The 16777-nt window shown below is 69.0% G+C and carries 14 protein-coding genes; 8 read left to right on the forward strand and 6 right to left on the reverse strand.

What is annotated here, in order from left to right; all coding sequences use genetic code 11:
* Positions 1 to 2: 2 nt before the first annotated feature.
* Both ACK4TH_RS09470 and ACK4TH_RS09475 read left to right on the forward strand, forming a co-directional pair.
* Positions 3 to 1196, forward strand: coding sequence for a JmjC domain-containing protein (locus ACK4TH_RS09470; protein WP_409625584.1), 1194 nt, complete (start codon positions 3 to 5; stop codon positions 1194 to 1196).
* Positions 1197 to 1396: 200 nt separating this feature from the next.
* Positions 1397 to 1633: a hypothetical protein gene (locus ACK4TH_RS09475; protein ID WP_409625587.1), complete on the forward strand. Its 237-nt coding sequence runs from the start codon at positions 1397 to 1399 to the stop codon at positions 1631 to 1633.
* A gap of 114 nt (positions 1634 to 1747) precedes the next feature.
* On the opposite strand, the gene ACK4TH_RS09480 is transcribed toward ACK4TH_RS09475, so the two are convergent.
* A complete protein-coding gene (locus tag ACK4TH_RS09480; protein ID WP_409625590.1) occupies positions 1748 to 2635 on the reverse strand; it encodes a LysR family transcriptional regulator in 888 nt (295 codons plus the stop codon).
* Between the two features lie 103 nt (positions 2636 to 2738).
* Between ACK4TH_RS09480 and ACK4TH_RS09485 the strand changes: the two genes are divergently transcribed.
* Positions 2739 to 3743, forward strand: coding sequence for a TerC family protein (locus tag ACK4TH_RS09485; protein WP_409625593.1), 1005 nt, complete (start codon positions 2739 to 2741; stop codon positions 3741 to 3743).
* 15 nt (positions 3744 to 3758) lie between these two features.
* Here ACK4TH_RS09485 and argA read toward each other — a convergent pair whose 3' ends face one another.
* Positions 3759 to 5108 carry an amino-acid N-acetyltransferase gene (argA, locus tag ACK4TH_RS09490; protein WP_409625596.1) on the reverse strand — a complete coding sequence of 450 codons (1350 nt, stop codon included), beginning with the start codon at positions 5106 to 5108 and terminating at the stop codon, positions 3759 to 3761.
* Positions 5109 to 5176: 68 nt separating this feature from the next.
* Here argA and hrpA point away from each other — a divergent pair, with 68 nt between their 5' ends.
* The gene (hrpA, locus tag ACK4TH_RS09495; protein ID WP_409625599.1) at positions 5177 to 9133 is read left to right on the forward strand and encodes an ATP-dependent RNA helicase HrpA; all 3957 of its coding nucleotides are present in this window, start codon (positions 5177 to 5179) and stop codon (positions 9131 to 9133) included.
* Positions 9134 to 9147: 14 nt separating this feature from the next.
* On the opposite strand, the gene ACK4TH_RS09500 is transcribed toward hrpA, so the two are convergent.
* Genes ACK4TH_RS09500 through lptF form a run of 4 tightly spaced genes read right to left on the reverse strand, consistent with a single transcriptional unit; the run spans position 9148 to position 13521 of the window.
* Positions 9148 to 10338, reverse strand: coding sequence for a pyridoxal phosphate-dependent aminotransferase (locus ACK4TH_RS09500; protein WP_409625602.1), 1191 nt, complete (start codon positions 10336 to 10338; stop codon positions 9148 to 9150).
* Positions 10339 to 10349: 11 nt separating this feature from the next.
* Positions 10350 to 11294 carry a CysB family HTH-type transcriptional regulator gene (locus ACK4TH_RS09505; RefSeq protein WP_409625605.1) on the reverse strand — a complete coding sequence of 315 codons (945 nt, stop codon included), beginning with the start codon at positions 11292 to 11294 and terminating at the stop codon, positions 10350 to 10352.
* A gap of 17 nt (positions 11295 to 11311) precedes the next feature.
* On the reverse strand, positions 11312 to 12421 hold the full coding sequence (lptG, locus tag ACK4TH_RS09510) for an LPS export ABC transporter permease LptG (RefSeq protein ID WP_409625608.1): 1110 nt from the start codon (positions 12419 to 12421) through the stop codon (positions 11312 to 11314).
* On the reverse strand, positions 12418 to 13521 hold the full coding sequence (gene lptF / locus ACK4TH_RS09515) for an LPS export ABC transporter permease LptF (RefSeq protein ID WP_409625611.1): 1104 nt from the start codon (positions 13519 to 13521) through the stop codon (positions 12418 to 12420). Before lptF ends, lptG begins: the two co-directional genes overlap by 4 nt.
* 30 nt (positions 13522 to 13551) lie before the next feature.
* Between lptF and ACK4TH_RS09520 the strand changes: the two genes are divergently transcribed.
* The 4 genes from ACK4TH_RS09520 to ACK4TH_RS09535 all read left to right on the forward strand — a co-directional run.
* Entirely contained in the window at positions 13552 to 15069 is a 1518-nt protein-coding gene (locus ACK4TH_RS09520; protein ID WP_409625614.1) for a leucyl aminopeptidase, read from the forward strand.
* Positions 15070 to 15077: 8 nt separating this feature from the next.
* A complete protein-coding gene (locus tag ACK4TH_RS09525) occupies positions 15078 to 15557 on the forward strand; it encodes a DNA polymerase III subunit chi (RefSeq protein ID WP_409625617.1) in 480 nt (159 codons plus the stop codon).
* 164 nt (positions 15558 to 15721) lie between these two features.
* Positions 15722 to 15961, forward strand: a complete 240-nt coding sequence (locus ACK4TH_RS09530) for a hypothetical protein (RefSeq protein WP_409625620.1) — start codon at positions 15722 to 15724, stop codon at positions 15959 to 15961.
* Positions 15962 to 16084: 123 nt separating this feature from the next.
* Positions 16085 to 16777 (forward strand): branched-chain amino acid ABC transporter substrate-binding protein (locus ACK4TH_RS09535; RefSeq protein WP_409625626.1); only part of this gene is annotated, 693 nt, incomplete at its 3' end.

The raw sequence follows: 16777 nt of genomic DNA on the forward strand, positions 1-16777 counted from the left end.
CCATGAGACAACCCCCTCCCTCCAGCGCCTTTGCGTTCCCCCGGCCCCTGCCGACCGAGCCGACCCCCCTGCTCGGTGGGCTGACGCCGGAGCAGTTCATGCGGCGTCACTGGCAGCGCCGCCCCCTGTTGATCCGACAGGCGGTGGCGGGCTTTGGCCCGCTGCTGTCGCGTGCCGAGCTGTTTGCGCTGGCTGCGCGCGAGGACGTGGAGTCGCGCGTGATCGAACAACACCCCGATGCCGAGGACGCGGCGCAGACCTGGCGGCTGCGGCATGGGCCGTTCGATCCCCGCGCGCGGCGGGGCGAGCGCGCGCTGCCGCCGCTGCGGCGCCCGGGCTGGACCCTGTTGGTGCAGGGCGTGGATCTGCACCACGACGGGGTGCATGCGCTGATGCAGCGGTTTCGCTTCGTGCCCGACGTCCGGCTGGACGATGTGATGATCTCCTGGGCCAGCGACGGCGGCGGCGTGGGGCCGCACTACGACAGTTACGACGTCTTTTTGCTGCAGGCCAGCGGGCGGCGCCGCTGGCGCATCGGCCGGCAGCGGGATCTGGCGCTGCGGCCCGATCTGCCGTGCAAGATTCTGCAGCGCTTCGAGCCCGAACAGGAGTGGGTGCTGGAGCCGGGTGACATGCTCTATCTGCCGCCGCGCTGGGCCCACGACGGGGTGGCCGAGGGCGACGACTGCATGACCTATTCCATCGGATTCCGGGTGCCGCAGCGCGGAGGGCTGGCCGCCGAGCTGGTGCAGCGGCTGGCCGACGAACATGAGGACGAGGCCCTGTACCGCGACCCCCGCCAGCCTGCAACGACCGAGCCCGCGCGCATCCCGGCGGCCCTGCAGGCCTTTGCGCGCGAGGGGCTGCAGCGCCTGGTGGCGGATGAGCGGGCGCTGGCCTGCGCCCTGGGCGAGGTGTTGACCGAACCCAAACCGCGCGTGTGGTTCGAGCCGGCCGAAGTCCCATGGACGCCAGGCGCAGTGGTGCTGGATCGGCGCACCCGCATGGCGTACGACGAGCACCATGTCTTCATCAACGGCGAGGCGCTGATCGCGCGCGGACGCGACGCCCGCTTGATGCGCCGGCTGGCCGATGCGCGCGAACTGTCGGCCGACGAGGTGCGGCGCGCCAGCGACGATGCCCGTGCCGTGCTGGCGCAGTGGTTCGAGGCCGGCTGGCTGCATGCAGCAGCCTGATGGGGACGGCAGACAACTTCGGTAGCAAACGTTACGATTGCTTACAAGGGTAAACCCTAGGTTGGTTCCATAATGAACCCGTTTGGTGCACGGCCGCTTGCCGGTTGGTGCACACGGACCACAGGTCGTCCCCGTGCCGGCGGGGCGACGGTTGTGCAACACGGACTCCCGGTGTCCCCCCGATTCGGAATCGACCTCACATGAACAAGACCGCTCTGATCGCTGCTTTGATCGCCGCCGCCAGCCTGGCTGCCTGCGGCAAGAAGGAAGAAGCCCCGGCGCCCGCGCCCGCCCCGGCGGCCGCTCCGGCCCCGGCCCCCGCTGCGGCGCCGGCCGACAATGCGCAGCAGCCCGCCCAGCAGCCCGCTGGCGACCAAGCCCAGCAACCTGCGCAGCAGCCCGCTGGCGAGCAAAAGCCGGCCGAGCAGAAGCAGTGAGGTCCTCGCGCGCCGACACACGAGTCGGCGCCTGAGCGATTGGGCAAGCCGGGCCATGACCCGGCTGCCACCGAACCGCCCGCCCAGGGCGGTTTCGTTTTTTGGTGGCTGCCGTCACGGGGGCGTGGCGGCGTGCTGCAGCAGCCGTCGCACCAGCGGGTGCTGGCGCATGCGCCGGCTCAGGATGGCGTGGATGTCTTCCCGCACGCCCTCGCACGCCCCCAGCGGCAGCAGTCCCGGCAGCGGCCCATCGCTGTCCAGGCCCAGGCGGCTGGCGGGGAAGACCCCCAGGCCGCGTGCGGCAAACACGGCCATCAGGGCGCTGTCCTCGAACTCTCCGGCCACGCGGGGGCATAGCCCGTGCTCATCCAGCCAGCGGTCCAGCAACGGGCGTAGGGGCGAATGCGCGGTCGGCAGCAGCACGGGCAGTTCCTCCAACGTCTGGGGAAAGCCGCGCCGGGTGTCGGGCGTGACCAGTGTCGCCGGTCCGTACCAGTCCACGGGCGAGCTGGCCAGGCGCTCGCTGTCCACGGCAAAGGTGGGCAGCGGCGTGGCGGGCTGGCCGGTCAGCACCAGGTCCAGGCGGTGCAGCGCCAACTCCGCGAGCAAGGCCGCCGGCTCACCCTCGTGGCAGACGAGGTGCAGGTCCGGTGCGTCCAGCAGCGGTTGCAACAACGCATGGGCTGCCAGTTTGGACAGCCCGTCCGACAGGCCTACGGCCAGGCGCAGCGCTGGGCGGCTGGCCGCCTCGCGCACGGCCTGGGGCAGGGTGCTGCCGATGCGAAAGATCTCGTCCGCCCGCGCGAAGGCGGCCCGGCCGGCGTCGGTCAGGGCCACGGTGCGGCCGGCCGGACGCAGGAGCTGGTGCCCCAGCGCCCGTTCCAGCTCGCGCACCTGGGCACTGACCGTCTGCACCGCCATGTCCAGGCGCTCGGCCGCGCGGGCAAAGCCGCCCTCGCGCGCGACCATCCAAAAGTAGTACAGGTGGCGGTAGTTGAGCATCGGACGTTTCGAGTTTTTCGAACCGATTATCCGTGTCATCGGTATTTTTTTCGGATGTCGGCGTCCGCATCATCGCGGCTTCCGAGGGATATCCGATCACCGCATGGACGCTTTGCTTGCTTTTGGGGCCGCCGATTTCATGGGCAAACCCGCCTGGATCTGGGCGGTGTTCATCGGCGTCGTCATCGCCCTGCTGGTCTTTGACCTGGGCGTTTTGCACCGCGAGCAGCGCGAGATCGGCGTGCGCGAAAGCCTGCTGCTGTCGGCGGGCTACATCACCGCGGGCCTGCTGTTCGGCACCTGGGTGTGGTGGTACCTGGGCGCCGACAGCGGCATGGCGTACTACACCGGTTTTCTCATCGAGAAGTCGCTGTCGATGGACAACGTCTTCGTGATCGCGCTGATCTTTGGTTTTCTGGGCATTCCGCGCCTGTACCAGCACCGGGTGCTGTTCTGGGGCATTTTGGGCGTGATCGTCCTGCGCGCCCTGATGATCGGTCTGGGCGCGGTGCTGGTCCGGGAGTTCGCGTGGATTCTGTATGTGTTCGGCGGCTTTTTGGTCATCACGGGTGTGAAGATGTGGTTTGCGGCGGATGAGGAGCCGGATATCGCCCACAACCCGTTGCTGAAGTTTCTGCGCCGGCGCATGCGCGTGACGGAGGGCCTGCGCGGCAACGCTTTCGTGGTAGGCGAGCCGCACCCCGCGACGGGGCAGCCCGTGCTGTGGGCGACGCCGCTGTTGCTTGCGCTGGTGCTGGTGGAGACGGCCGACCTGATCTTCGCCGTCGATTCGGTGCCGGCCATCTTTGCCATCACCACCGACCCGTTCATCGTCTACACCAGCAACATCTTTGCGATCCTGGGCCTGCGGGCGCTGTACTTTGCGCTGGCGGCCATGATCCACCGCTTCTACTACCTCAAGTACGCGCTGGCGCTGGTGCTGGTGTTCATCGGGGCCAAGATTTTCCTGGTCGGCATCCTGGGCAAGATCCCGGCGGTGGTGTCGCTGTCGGTGACCTTCGGCCTGATCGCCGGGGGCGTGCTGTACTCGCTGTGGAAAACGCGCCAGGATGAAGCCGCTCGCGGCGGGCCGCACCGCGTCATGTGATGGATGGGTTTGGGCTCAGCTCAGGCGTTTGACCAGCACCTGGCTGCGCCGGTCCCAGTTGTATTTGCGCTTGCGCGCCTCGGGCAGCCAATCGGGTGGCACGGGCTGAAAGCCCCGTTTGAGGAACCAGTGCATGGTGCGGGTGGTGAGCACGAAGATGCTCTCCAGCCCCATCAGCCGCGCGCGCTGCTCGATGCGCTTGAGCAGCTTTTCGCCGTCGCCCTGGCCCTGCGCTTGCGGCGAGACGGTGAGCGAGGCCATCTCGCCGGTGCGCGCCTCGGGGTAGGGGTAGAGCGCCGCGCAGCCAAAGATCACGCCATCGTGCTCGATGATGGTGTAGTTGGCGATGTCGCGCTCGATCTCGGTGCGGCTGCGCTTGACCAGCGTGCCGTCTTTCTCGAATGGCTCGATCAGTTGCAGGATGCCGCCGACGTCGTCGGCGTTGGCCTCGCGCAGGCTCTCCAGCTTCTCGTCCACGACCATGGTGCCGATGCCGTCGTGCACATACACCTCCAGCAGCAGTGAGCCGTCCACGGCAAAGGGGATGATGTGGCTGCGCTCCACCCCCCCCTTGCAGGCTCGCACGCAATACTGCAGGTAAAAGCCCGGGTCGGTGGGCTGCGCCGGCTGCGGCCCCTCGGCCAGGATGCGCTCGGCGTCGGCCAGTGGCAGTTCGGTGTCGATGGGGTTGTCGTCGCCCGGCGGATCGAAGGGCCGTACGCGGATGCCGGGGACCTCGGTGACGAAGATGAGCTTGTCGGCCTGCAGCGCCACCGCGACACTGGTGGCCACCTCCTCCATGCTGAGGTTGAACGCCTCGCCCGTGGGCGAAAAGCCGAAGGGCGACAGCAGCACCAGCGCCCCCATGTCCAGCGCGCGCACGATGCCGACCGCATCCACTTTGCGCACCAGCCCGGAGTGCTGAAAGTCGATGCCGTCGACGATGCCCACTGGCCGCGCGGTGATGAAGTTGCCCGAGATGACGCGCACCGTGGCGCCCGCCATGGGCGTGTTGGGCAGACCCATGCTGAAGGCAGCCTCGATCTCGTAACGCAGTTGGCCGGCAGCCTCTTGTGCGCTGTCCAGCGCCACCGAGTCGGTGATGCGGATGCCGCGGTGGTAGCGGGCTTCGTGCCCCTTGGCGCGCAACTGCTCGTTGACCTGGGGGCGAAAGCCGTGCACCAGCACGATGCGCACGCCCATGCTCTGAATGAGTGCGAGGTCCTGCACCAGGTTGGGCAGCTTGCCGGCGGCGATGGCCTCGCCCGGCACGCCGACCACGAAGGTCTGGTTCCGGAATTTGTGGATGTACGGTGCCACCGACCGGAACCAGGGCACGAAGGTGAAATTGAAGACGGTGGACATCGGGTGGGCAACGGGCGGCCGCTGGCGGCGGCGTGGAGGGCGGTCGGGATCGGGATAATCGCGCGGTCATGCCGCAAAACGAAGTGTGCCACCAGCCGGCGCGGGCGCCGGTGATCGCGTTTCCGGAATCGCTGCCGGTGTCCGCCCGGCGCGACGAGATCGAGGCCGCGCTGCGCGCGCATCCGGTCGTCATCGTCTGCGGGGAGACGGGCTCGGGCAAGACGACGCAGTTGCCCAAGATCGCGCTGGCGATGGGCCGTGGCGGAGGCGTGGACTGGCGCGCGGGGGAGGGGCAGCCGCGTCGCCGCCGTCCGCTGATCGGCCACACGCAGCCGCGGCGCCTGGCCGCGACCTCGGTGGCGGCGCGCATCGCGGAGGAGACGCAGACCGAGCTGGGCGAACTGGTCGGCTACCAGATCCGCTTCCACGACCGGCTGCAGCCGGGCGCCGCGATCAAGCTGATGACCGACGGCATCTTGCTCGCCGAGACGCAGCGCGACCCGCTGCTGCGCGCCTACGACACGCTGATCATCGACGAGGCGCACGAGCGCAGCTTGAACATCGACTTCCTGCTCGGCTACCTGAAGCAGCTGCTGCCCAAGCGCCCGGATCTGAAGCTCATCATCACCTCGGCGACGATCGATGCGGAGCGCTTCGCGCAGCACTTTGCCACGGCGGCCGGGCCGGCCCCGGTCATTCACGTCAGCGGCCGCACCTACCCGGTGGAAATCCGCTGGCGCCCGTTCGAGGAAAGCCGTGACCATGGCCTGGACGAGGCGATCGCCGATGCGGTGGACGAGCTGTGGCGCGGCGGGGCGCACGACGGCGACATCCTGGTCTTTTTGCCCGGCGAGCGCGAGATCCGCGACGCCGCCGACCACCTGCGCCGCCACCTGAGCCACCAGCCGGCGCTGCGCGGCACCGAGGTGCTGCCGCTCTACGCGCGCCTGAGCGCGGCGGAACAAAACCGCATCTTCCACCCCAGCGGGGCGAGGCGCATCGTGCTGGCCACCAACGTGGCCGAGACCTCGCTGACGGTGCCCGGCATCCGCTACGTGATCGACTCCGGGCTGGCGCGCGTCAAGCGCTACAGCCTGCGCAGCAAGGTCGAGCAGCTGCTGGTGGAGCCGATCAGCCAGGCGGCGGCCAACCAGCGCGCCGGCCGCTGCGGCCGCGTCGCCGAGGGCATCTGCATCCGCCTGTTCGATGAGCGGGACTTCGCTGCGCGGCCGCGCTACACCGACCCGGAAATCTTGCGCTCGTCGCTCGCCGGCGTCATTCTGCGCATGAAATCGCTGGGATTGGGCGATGTGGAGGCGTTTCCGTTTCTGGAAGCGCCGTCGCGCCGTGCCATCACCGACGGCTACCAATTGCTGCAGGAGCTCGGCGCGCTGGACGACGGTCTGGCGCTGACCCCCTTGGGGCGAGAGCTGGCCCGCCTACCGTTGGACCCGCGGGTGGGGCGCATGATCCTGGCGGCGCGTGACCGCGGGGCCTTGGCAGAGGTGCTGGTCATCGCCAGCGCCCTGAGCGTGCAGGACGTTCGTGAGCGGCCGCTGGAGGCGCAGGCCAAGGCCGACCAGGCGCACGCCGCCTTCGACGACGAGCGCAGCGAATTCGTGGGCATCCTCAAGCTCTGGGACTGGCTGGAGAAGGCGCGCGGTGGCGTGCACGCGCCGGGTGAGGCCCCCACGCACCGTCTGTCCAATCGGCAATACGAGGCGCTGCTGCGCGAGCGCTTCATCCACCTGCGCCGCCTGCGCGAATGGCGCGACATTCACCAGCAACTGCACACCGTGGCCGCGGAGCACGGCTGGAAGCCCAACACCCAGCCCGCCACCTACGAGCAGATCCACCTGAGCCTGCTCGCGGGGCTGCTGGGCAACGTGGGCTGCAAGCACGAGACGGAGGACGTCTATCTGGGCGCGCGCGGCATCAAGTTCGTGCCGCACCCGGGAGTGCGCCTGAAAAAGCGTCCCGGTCGCTGGATCCTCTGCGCCGAGCTGGTGGAAACCACGCGCCTGTACGGCCGCGGGCTGGCCACGATCGAGCCGCAGTGGCTGGAGCAGGTGGGGGCGCATCTGATCAAGCGCCAAGTGGGCGATCCCCACTGGGAAAAGCGCAGCGCCGAGGTCGTCGCCCACGAACGCGGCACCCTCTACGGGCTGACGGTATATAGCCAGCGCCGCGTGTCGTATGGCCGCATCGACCCCGCGGCCGCGCGCGAGGTCTTCATCCGCGAGGCGCTGGTCGCCGGGCTGACCGAGGACACCTGGGACACCCGGCTGCCCTTCTGGTCGCACAACCGGCGCGTGCTGCGCGAGGTGCAGGCGCTGGAGCACAAGTCTCGGCGCCAGGATGTGTTGGTGGACGACGCGCTGATCTACGCTTTTTACGACAGCCAGATCCCCGCCGGCATCTGCACGGGCCGCGACCTGGAGCGCTGGTGGCGCGAGGCGTCGCGCACCCAACCGCGGTTGCTGATGCTCAGCCGCGACGAGCTGATGCGCCACGAGGCGGCGGGTATCACCACGCAGGCCTTCCCGCCCGTGGTGCGCCTGGGCGGGGTGGATTGCCGGGCGCACTACCTGCACGAGCTGGGCGATCCGCGCGACGGCGTGACGGTGGATGTGCCCCTGTTCGCCCTCAACCAGGTGTCGGCCGAGCGCGCCGAGTGGCTGGTGCCCGGGATGCTGCGCGACAAGGTGCTGGCCTTGCTCAAGAGCCTGCCGCAAAAGCCCCGTGCGCGGCTGGTGCCGCTGCCCGAGACGGCCCAGAGCCTGAGCGAGGCGCTGCTCGCGCCCGCGCGCTGGGCCCAGGGCAGCCTGCTCGACGCGGTGTTGGCCGCTGTGCGCGAGCGCACGGGGCTGGTCGTGCAGCGCACCGACTTCAAGCTCGAGACGGTGCCGGCGCATTTGTTTTTGAACATTCGGGTCGTGGACGAGCACGGCCGTCAGCTCGCCATGGGGCGCAACCTGTCGGCCCTCAAGGCGGAGTGGGGGGGGCAGGCGCGGGGCGCCTTCCAGGCGCTCGCGGCGCTCAAACTCGGCACCGCCGTCGCGCCTGAGTCCGCCCTACCGCCAGCCTCCCAGCCCTCGGGTCCGGCTGTCGCCCAGACCATGACCGAGCGCATCCCCGAGCGCCCGGCGTCGCCCACGGCGCCGGATCTGCCCGACGCCAGCACCCGCCACACCCGCTGGACCTTCGGCCCCTGGCCCGAGATGATGGAAATCCGCCAGGGCCGCCAGACGCTGATCGGCTATCCGGCGCTGCTGGACGCGGGCGACGCGGTGACGCTGGCCGTCTACGACGAGCCCGAACTGGCCGCGCGCCACCATCGCCAGGGGCTGCGCCGTCTGTTCGCGCTGCAATTGCGCGACACGCTCAAGGCGCTGGACAAAAACCTGCCCGATTTGCAGAAGATGGCCGTGCAGTACATGCCGCTGGGCACGCAGGAGGAGTTGCGCACCCAGATCGTGGAGCTGGCCATCGAGCGTGCCTTTCTGCAGGCGCCGTTGCCACACGATGGCGAGTCCTTCGAGCGCCGCTTGCAGGAGGGCCGCGGGCGGCTGGTGCTGATCGCCCACGAGGTCGCGCGGCTGGCCGCACAGGTGTTGACCGAGTGGGCCGCCGCCCAGCGCAAGTTGCGCGACGGCAAGCCCCCGGCCGTCACGGCGGCCGACGAGCAGCAGCACCTTCAGCGGCTGGTGGGCAAGCGGTTTTTGCACGACACCCCGTGGGAGGCGCTGACCCATCTGCCGCGCTATCTGAAGGCGGTGCAGTTGCGGCTGGACAAATGCCGCGCCGATCCCGCGCGCGACGCCGCGCGACTGGGTGAGCTGCGCCCGCACGAGCAGCGCTTCTGGCGTCTGGTGGCCGAACGCAAGGGCCAGCTCGACGAGCGCCTGCAGGAGCTGCGCTGGATGCTCGAGGAACTGCGCGTCAGCCTGTTCGCGCAGGAGCTGCGGACCCCGTACCCGGTCAGCCTCAAGCGACTGGACAAGGTCTGGGCGCAGATTGGCTGACGGGGCCGGCCCCGTCACAGCCGCGCCAGCCGCTCCAGTGCGGTGTCCAGCGTGGCGTCGCGCTTGGCGAAGCAAAAGCGCACCACCCGCTGATCGAACCCGTCGCCATAAAAGGCCGACAGCGGGATCGCGGCCACGCCGACCTCGCGCGTCAGCCATTCGCAGAAAGCAGCCTCTGGCAGGTCGCGCTCGGGGACGGCCAGCGCGCTATAGTCCACGCACTGGAAGTAGGTGCCCTCGCACGGCAACAGGCGGAACCGGGTGCGCGCCAGCCCGGCGCGGAAGCGGTCGCGCTTGGCCTGGTAGAAGGCGCTGAGGCCCAGGTAAGGGGCGGGGTCGGCCAGATAGGCCGCCAGCCCGTGCTGCATCGGCGTGTTGACCGTAAAGACGTTGAACTGGTGCACCTTGCGGAACTCGGCCATCAGCGCCGCCGGGGCCAGCACATAGCCGACCTTCCAGCCGGTCACATGGTAGGTCTTGCCAAAGCTGCTGACGATCAGTGCGCGCGCCGCCAGTCCGGGGTGCGTGGCCAGACTCTGGTGCGTCTGGCCGTCATAAACCATGTGCTCATAGACCTCGTCACCGATCAGCCAGACGTCCGTGCCGGCCACCAGATCGTACAGGCGCTGCAGGTCGACGGTGCTCCAGACCGTCCCGCTGGGGTTGTGCGGGGTGTTGACCAGGATGGCGCGTGTGCGTGGGGTCAGGGCGGCGGCCAGGCGGTCGAAATCCGGGCGGAAGGTGCCCGGCACGAGCGGCACGCGCACCACCGTGCCACCGGCCAGCTCGATGTTCGGCACATAGCTGTCGTAGCATGGCTCCAGCACGATGACCTCGTCCCCGGGGTGGACCAGCGCCAGGATGGCGGTCAGGATGGCCTGCGTGGCGCCGGCCGTCACCGTGATTTCGGTGCCCGGGTCGTAACGGCGGCCGTACAGCGACTCGACCTTGCGCGCGATCCCCTCGCGCAATGCCGGCACGCCGGCCATCGGCGGGTACTGGTTGTGCCCGTCGTGCATGGCTGCGGTCACGGCCTGGGGCAGCCGAGGGTCGCAATCGAAGTCCGGAAAGCCCTGTCCCAGGTTGACGGCGCCGGTTTCCTGCGCCAGGGCGGACATGATGGTGAAGATGGTCGTGCCGACGTGGGGCAGCCGGCTGGTCAGAGAGGGCGTGCGGGCGGGCTGGGGGGCAAGCGGGGCGTGCATGGTCGGTGGCGTCACAGTTGGTAGTCGTGGCCGCCGCCTTCCATCGCGCGCAGGATGAGGTCGCGCGAGAGGCGGTCGCTGAGAAACTCGGCAAAACGCAGCACGAACTGGCGCAGGTACGCGCCACGCTTGAACGCCACCCGTGCCACGTTCTGGCCGAACAGATGACCGGCCGGCCGGGCCACCAGATCCGGCGTGCGCTCCTCGCCCTGGACCGCCATTTCGGCCACGATGCCCACGCCCATGCCGAGCTTGACGTAGGTCTTGATGACGTCGGAGTCGATGGCTTCCAACACGATCTGGGGCGCCAGACCGCGTTGCGCGAAGGCTTGGTCGATGCGTGTGCGCCCGGTGAAGGTCGGGTGGTAGGTGATGAGTGGCTGCGCGACCAGATCCTCCAGCCCGATGCGCTCGCGCTCCAGCAGGGGGTGGCCCGGGGGCAGCACCAGCACGTGCTGCCACTCGTAGCAGGGCAGGGTGACCAGATCGTCGTAGTGCGACAGCGACTCCGTCGCAATCCCGATGTCGGCGCCGTCTTCGAGCACCAGGCGCGCCACCTGATCGGGTGAGCCCTGATGCAGGCTGATGCTGACCTTGGGATAGGCCTGCCGCAGCCGCGCCACGGGTGCGGGCAGCACATAGCGCGCCTGGGTGTGCGTGGTGGCGATGGACAGCGTGCCGCTGTCTTGGGCGGCGTAGTGCTCGCCAATGCGTTTGAGGTTTTGCACCTCGCGCAGGATGATTTCGATGCTGCGCACGACCTGCCGGCCGGGCTCGGTCAGGCGCTTGATGCGCTTGCCGTGGCGCGCGAAGATGTCGATGCCGAGTTCGTCCTCCAGCTCCAGGATGGCCTTGGAGACACCCGGCTGCGACGTGTGCAGGGCCTTGGCCGCCTCGGTCAGGTTGAGGTTGCGGCGCACGGCCTCTTGCACGAAGCGAAACTGATGCAGGTTCATGCGAGACCCCCGACGCGTCAGCGGCGCAGCACCAGCCAGCCGAAAGCCGCCAGCGACAGCAGCGAGTACAGCGCCGACGGTGCCCCCGCGGCCAGCCACGGTTGCCAGCCGTGCAGGTTGCCGATGTGGCCGAACACGCTGTTGATCAGGAAGAAGCTGATGCCGATCATGATGCCCGCGAACACATAAGCCGACAGTCCCTGGTTGCGGAAGTGCAGATAGGCGAATGGCAGCGCCAGCACCACCATGACCACACAGCTCAGCGGGTAGAAGAGCTTGCGCCAGAACTCGATCTCGTAGCGCTGAGCCGTCTGTTCGTTGGCCTCCAGGTGCCGCACATAGTTGAACAAGTCCAGCGTGCGCATGCGCTGGGGCTTGAGCAGGGCCACGTTGAGCATGTCCGCACTCAGGGAGGAGGGCCAGTCGAGCGTGGCCAGCGCTTCGCGGCGGGTGTGCTGCGCGTCATCGAACCGCTGGCGCTCCACCTCCCGCAGGTGCCAGGCGCCCGTCTGTGCGTCGATGGTGCCGGCCGCCGCCCGTACCGTCTCCCGCACCCGGCCATGGGCGTCGAAGACGAACAGCCGGATGCCGCGCAACTCGCCGTCGGGTGAGAGAGCCCGGACATTTACCGAGGTGTGCGTGTCCTGCGTGCGCTCCCGCAGCCAGGCGCCGGTCTGCCCGATGCTGATCCCCCCGCGAAACTGCGCCTTGAGCAGTTGGCCTTGGCGCTCCGCTGCCGGGGCCAGATAGTCGCCCACCGCAAAGGTCAGCACTGCGAAGCCCACGCCCAGTACCGCCACCAGCCGCAGGGCACGCCCGGGCCCCAGGCCGCTGGTGCGCAAAATCGTGAACTCCGACCCCTGGGCCAGGCGGGCCAGGGCATACACCGTCCCGATCAGTACCGCGATCGGCATCAGCTCGTACACGCGGCTGGGCAGCAGCAGACCGACATAGAGCAGAGCGTCGGCCATGTCGTACTGATCCCCAGGCCGCACCAGCGACGGGCGGCCCAGGGAGGACAGTTCGTCGATCAGGTCGAAGAACGAAAACAGCGCCAAGAAGGCCAGCAGCACGAACGCCACTGCGGCCAGCACCTCGCCGTGGATCAACCGCCGGACGGTTTTCACGCGGGCGCCTCCGCGCGGCGGCGCAGCCGCAGGGTCCAGGGGTGTTCGCGGTGCGCCATCCACAGCAGCACCCCCAGGGCCACGCCGCCGTGCAGCGCCAGCATGAAGGGCAGGGCGCCGACGCGTTCGCGGGCGATCCAGTCGTTGCCCACGCTCAACAGGTTGTAGTAGGTGACGAAGGCCAGCAGCATGAACAGCAGATTCCCGCTCTTGCCCGCGCGCGGGTTGGTGGCCGCGACGGCGATGGCCAGCAGGGCCAGATTGATGGCGCTGATCACCATGCCAGCCCGCCACGCCAGCTCACCACGGCTGGCCGGTGACCCGTCCCGCAGCAGCACCCAGGTCGGCAGCGCGCCGCGCCGGCTGGCATCCCCCGCCGTGGCGCTGGTGCCGTGCACCCGTACCCAGTGCTGCTCGAACTCGCTGACCTGCAACGCCTCTGGGCTGTCCTGGGCCGGCCGCCAAAGGCGCTGGCCGTCCTCCAGAACCAAATAGGTGACCCCATCGACCGTCACCACGCGACCCGCGCGGGCCGATACGATGCTTTCGCTGCCGTCGCGCTCGACGCTGGCGACGAACACATTGCGGCCCTCGCGGCCATTTTGCGTGTCGCGGTCGATGAAAAACACCCGGCGTCCGCCGCTGGACTCCTGGAACTGTCCGGGTGTGATGCGCTCGAGGTCGCCGCGCTGCTCGTAGCGCGCGCGCATCTCGTCGCGCTGCTGCTGCGCCCACGGCGCGGCAAAGGCCATCAGGACGGCGATCGCAACCCAGATGGGCCACGCAAACCGGGCCACGGGGCGGATGAAGCGTCCGAGCCCCAGCCCGCCCATGTGCCAGATCACCATCTCGCTGTCGCGGTACATGCGCGACAGCGTCCCGGCCACCGCGACGAACAGCGCGACGGTCAGCACGGGGCCCAGTTGCCCGAGCATGCCGTAGGTCAGAAACAGCACGAGTGTCTGCGGGTCCACCTCGCCGCGGCTGGCCTGGCCGAGCGATCGCACCAGCATCATGGTGATGACGACGGTCAGCATCACGACCAGCGCGGCACCGAAGCTGCGCGCCAGTTCGCGGCGGATCGAGGATTCGAATAACATCGACGGTGGTTCGAAACGACAGCCCGCATTATGGACTTCCGACTCAAGACCCTCACGGCGCACGAAGCCGCTTCCACCGAGGCCGATGCGCTGATCCTGCTGTGGCCGGATGCCGGTGACGGTGGGGATGTCGCCCAGGCCGACCCCCTGACCCTCTGGGCGCGCCAGGCGCTGGCCGAGGGCGATTTGAAGGCCGAGTCCGGCCAGTGGCTGGCCGCCCACCGACTGCCCGGTGTGCGGCCGCGGCGCGTCGTTCTGGTGCGCTGCGGCGATGGCAGTGTGCGCCGGGTTCGGCAGGCGGTTGCGGCGGCGGTCGGTGCCCTCAAGGGCGGGGCGCCGGTGCGCCGGCTGGTTCTGCAACTGGGGGCGCTGTCGCCGCTGGCCGTGCGGGCTGCCGTGCTGGCGGTGGCCGATGCGAGCTATCGCTACACCACCACGCTGTCCGAGCCGCAGCCGCGTGCCCTGTCCACTGTCACCGTCGGGGTGGCGAACCGGGACGGGGTGCAATCGACCTTTGATGAGGCCGTGGCCACCGTGCGCGGGCAGGAGCTGGCCAAGGAATGGGCCAATCGCCCCGCCAACCACGCCACACCGTCGGACTTGGCGGAGGCGGCCAAGGCCCCGCAGGGCCGGGGTATTGCGGTGCAGGTGCTTGGCCCCAAAGAGGTGGCCAAGCTCGGCATGGGCGCCTTTCTGGCCGTGGCCCAGGGATCGGATCAGCCGCTGCGCTTCATCGTCCTGCACTACCGGGGAGCGGACAAGTCGGTCGCGCCGGTGGTGCTGGTCGGCAAGGGGATCACGTTCGACACGGGGGGGATCTCGCTCAAGCCCGCGGCGGACATGGACGAAATGAAGTTCGACATGGGCGGCGCGGCCAGCGTGCTGGGCACATTCGAGGCGCTGGCCCATCTGCGCCCAGCCCTCAACGTCGTGGGCCTGATCCCGGCCTGCGAAAACATGCCCGGCGGCCGCGCGGTCAAGCCGGGCGACGTCGTGCGCAGCCTCAGCGGTCAAACCATCGAGATCCTGAACACCGATGCCGAGGGACGGTTGATCCTGTGCGACGCGCTGACCTATGCGCAGCGCTTTGAGCCGCGCGCGGTGATCGACATCGCCACACTCACTGGGGCCTGCGTGATCGCGTTGGGCCAGGTGCGCTCGGGCCTGTTCGCCAACGACGACGAACTGGCGCGCGCCTTGCTCGACGCGGGCGATGCGGCGGCCGATCCCTGCTGGCGCATGCCGCTCGACGAGGAGTACGGCGAGGCGCTGAAGTCGAGCTTTGCGGACGTGGCCAACGTCGGCGGTCGCGCGGCAGGCGCGGTCACTGCGGCCAAGTTTCTGCAGCGCTTCGTCAAGGACGTGCCTTGGGCCCACCTGGACATCGCCGGCACCGCCTGGAAGAGCGGCAAGGACAAAGGCGCCACGGGGCGGCCCGTCCCGCTGCTGGTGCGCTATCTGCTCGATGAGGCGGCGCGGGTGCAGGCCCAGATTCCCCCAGACCGCTCGGCTCGTCCGTCCAAGCGCGGGCGGCGAACGGCCGATTGAATGCCGCCATGGACGTGGCGTTTCACCTGAACGTGCCGGCGCCTTGGCCGGCGCGCAGCACCTACCTCTGCCGGCTGCTGGCCAAGGCCTATGCAGCGGGGGCGCGGGTGTGGGTGGTGGTCGCGCCGGACGAGGTGGCGCGCCTCGACGAGGCGCTGTGGACACTGCCGGTCGATGACTTCGTACCCCATGTCCGTGCCGACGCGGCCGAGCTGCTGCGCAAACGCTCACCCGTCGTGATTGCCGGGCCGGCCGATCCCCTGGCGGGCGAACGCGGCGTGCTCGTGAATGCCCAGCCCGAATGGCCTGGCGTGCTGGAGGCCGACGGCGTGCGGTTTGCGCGCGTGGTGGAGGTGGTCTCGTCCGACGAGGCCGACAAGGCCGCCGCGCGGCAGCGCTGGCGCCGCTATCAGGGAATGGGGCTGAGTCCGGTCGCGCATGATCGGGCTCGCCGGTCAGCGCCGGCATCGGAAGGGGCGGACGCGTGACACCCCCGGGTCGCCAGCCCCCGCCAGTCGTTCCCACACTCACCGATGTGGTGGCGGGGATGTCGGTGACTGCGGCCTCAGCGCCGTCCGCGCCGTCGTTCGTGCCGCCCGTGCCATCCGCACCGGTGCCTCGTTCGGTACCCGAGGCGGCGGCAACCGCTGGGATGGCGACCCTGGACGCAGCACCTGCCCTGCCGACCGAGGCGCTGGTGGACACGATCACCGACCGGGTGATGGCACGCTTTTTGCCCGAGTTGGAGTGGCGCATTGCGGATGCGCTGCAGGCCTGGCTGCTGGCGCAGTCGGGCGCCGGCGCCGCGGTGATTGCCGCGACATTGCGCGATGAAATCGCGGATCATGTCCGCGAAGCGTTGGGCGATGCATTAGGGTCAACCCGCAATTGACCCTTTCAGACGCCCTCGTCTGACGAGGACCTGACGTTTTTCGTGTATCGTAAAGGCCTGCGCGAAAAGTTCCGTGTTGCGCAAACCGTTTAACCATTTCGTCTGACAAGGGTCACCATGCAAATGCAATACAAACTGGCCATCGTCGCTGCTGCCGCCATCGCTCTGGCTGCCTGCGGCAAGAAGGAAGAAGCCAAGCCCGCCGCGGCGCAAGGTCCGGCTGTCGAGCAGCTGGTCGTCAAGATCGGCCACGTCGGCCCCACCAGCGGCCCGGCCGCGCACCTCGGCAAGGACAACGAAAACGGCGCCCGCATGGCCATCGACGAGCTCAACGCCGCCGGCATCCAGATCGAAGGCAAGCCGGTCAAGTTCGAGCTGCTGGCCGAAGACGATGCGGCGGATCCGAAGCAAGGCACGGCTGCCGCGCAGAAGCTGGTCGACGCCAAGGTCAACGGCGTGATCGGCCACCTGAACTCGGGCACCACCATCCCGGCGTCGCAGCTGTACAACGCGGCCGGCATTCCGCAAATCTCCCCGTCCGCGACCAACCCCAAGTACACCCGCCAGGGCTTCAACAACGTTTTCCGCTTGGTGGCCGACGACACGCACCTGGGCGGCACGCTGGGCAAGTACGCCATCGAGAAGCTGGGCGCCAAGAAGGTGGCCGTCATCGACGACCGCACCGCCTACGGGCAGGGTGTGGCCGATGAGTTCGAGAAGGGCGTCAAGGCCGCCGGTGGCGAGGTCGTGGACCGCGAGTTCACCAATGACAAGGCCACCGACTTCAACGCCATCCTGACCAAAATCAAAGCCAAG

It is taken from the genome of Tepidimonas sp. (genome assembly GCF_046292505.1).
GTDB lineage: Bacteria > Pseudomonadota > Gammaproteobacteria > Burkholderiales > Burkholderiaceae_C > Tepidimonas.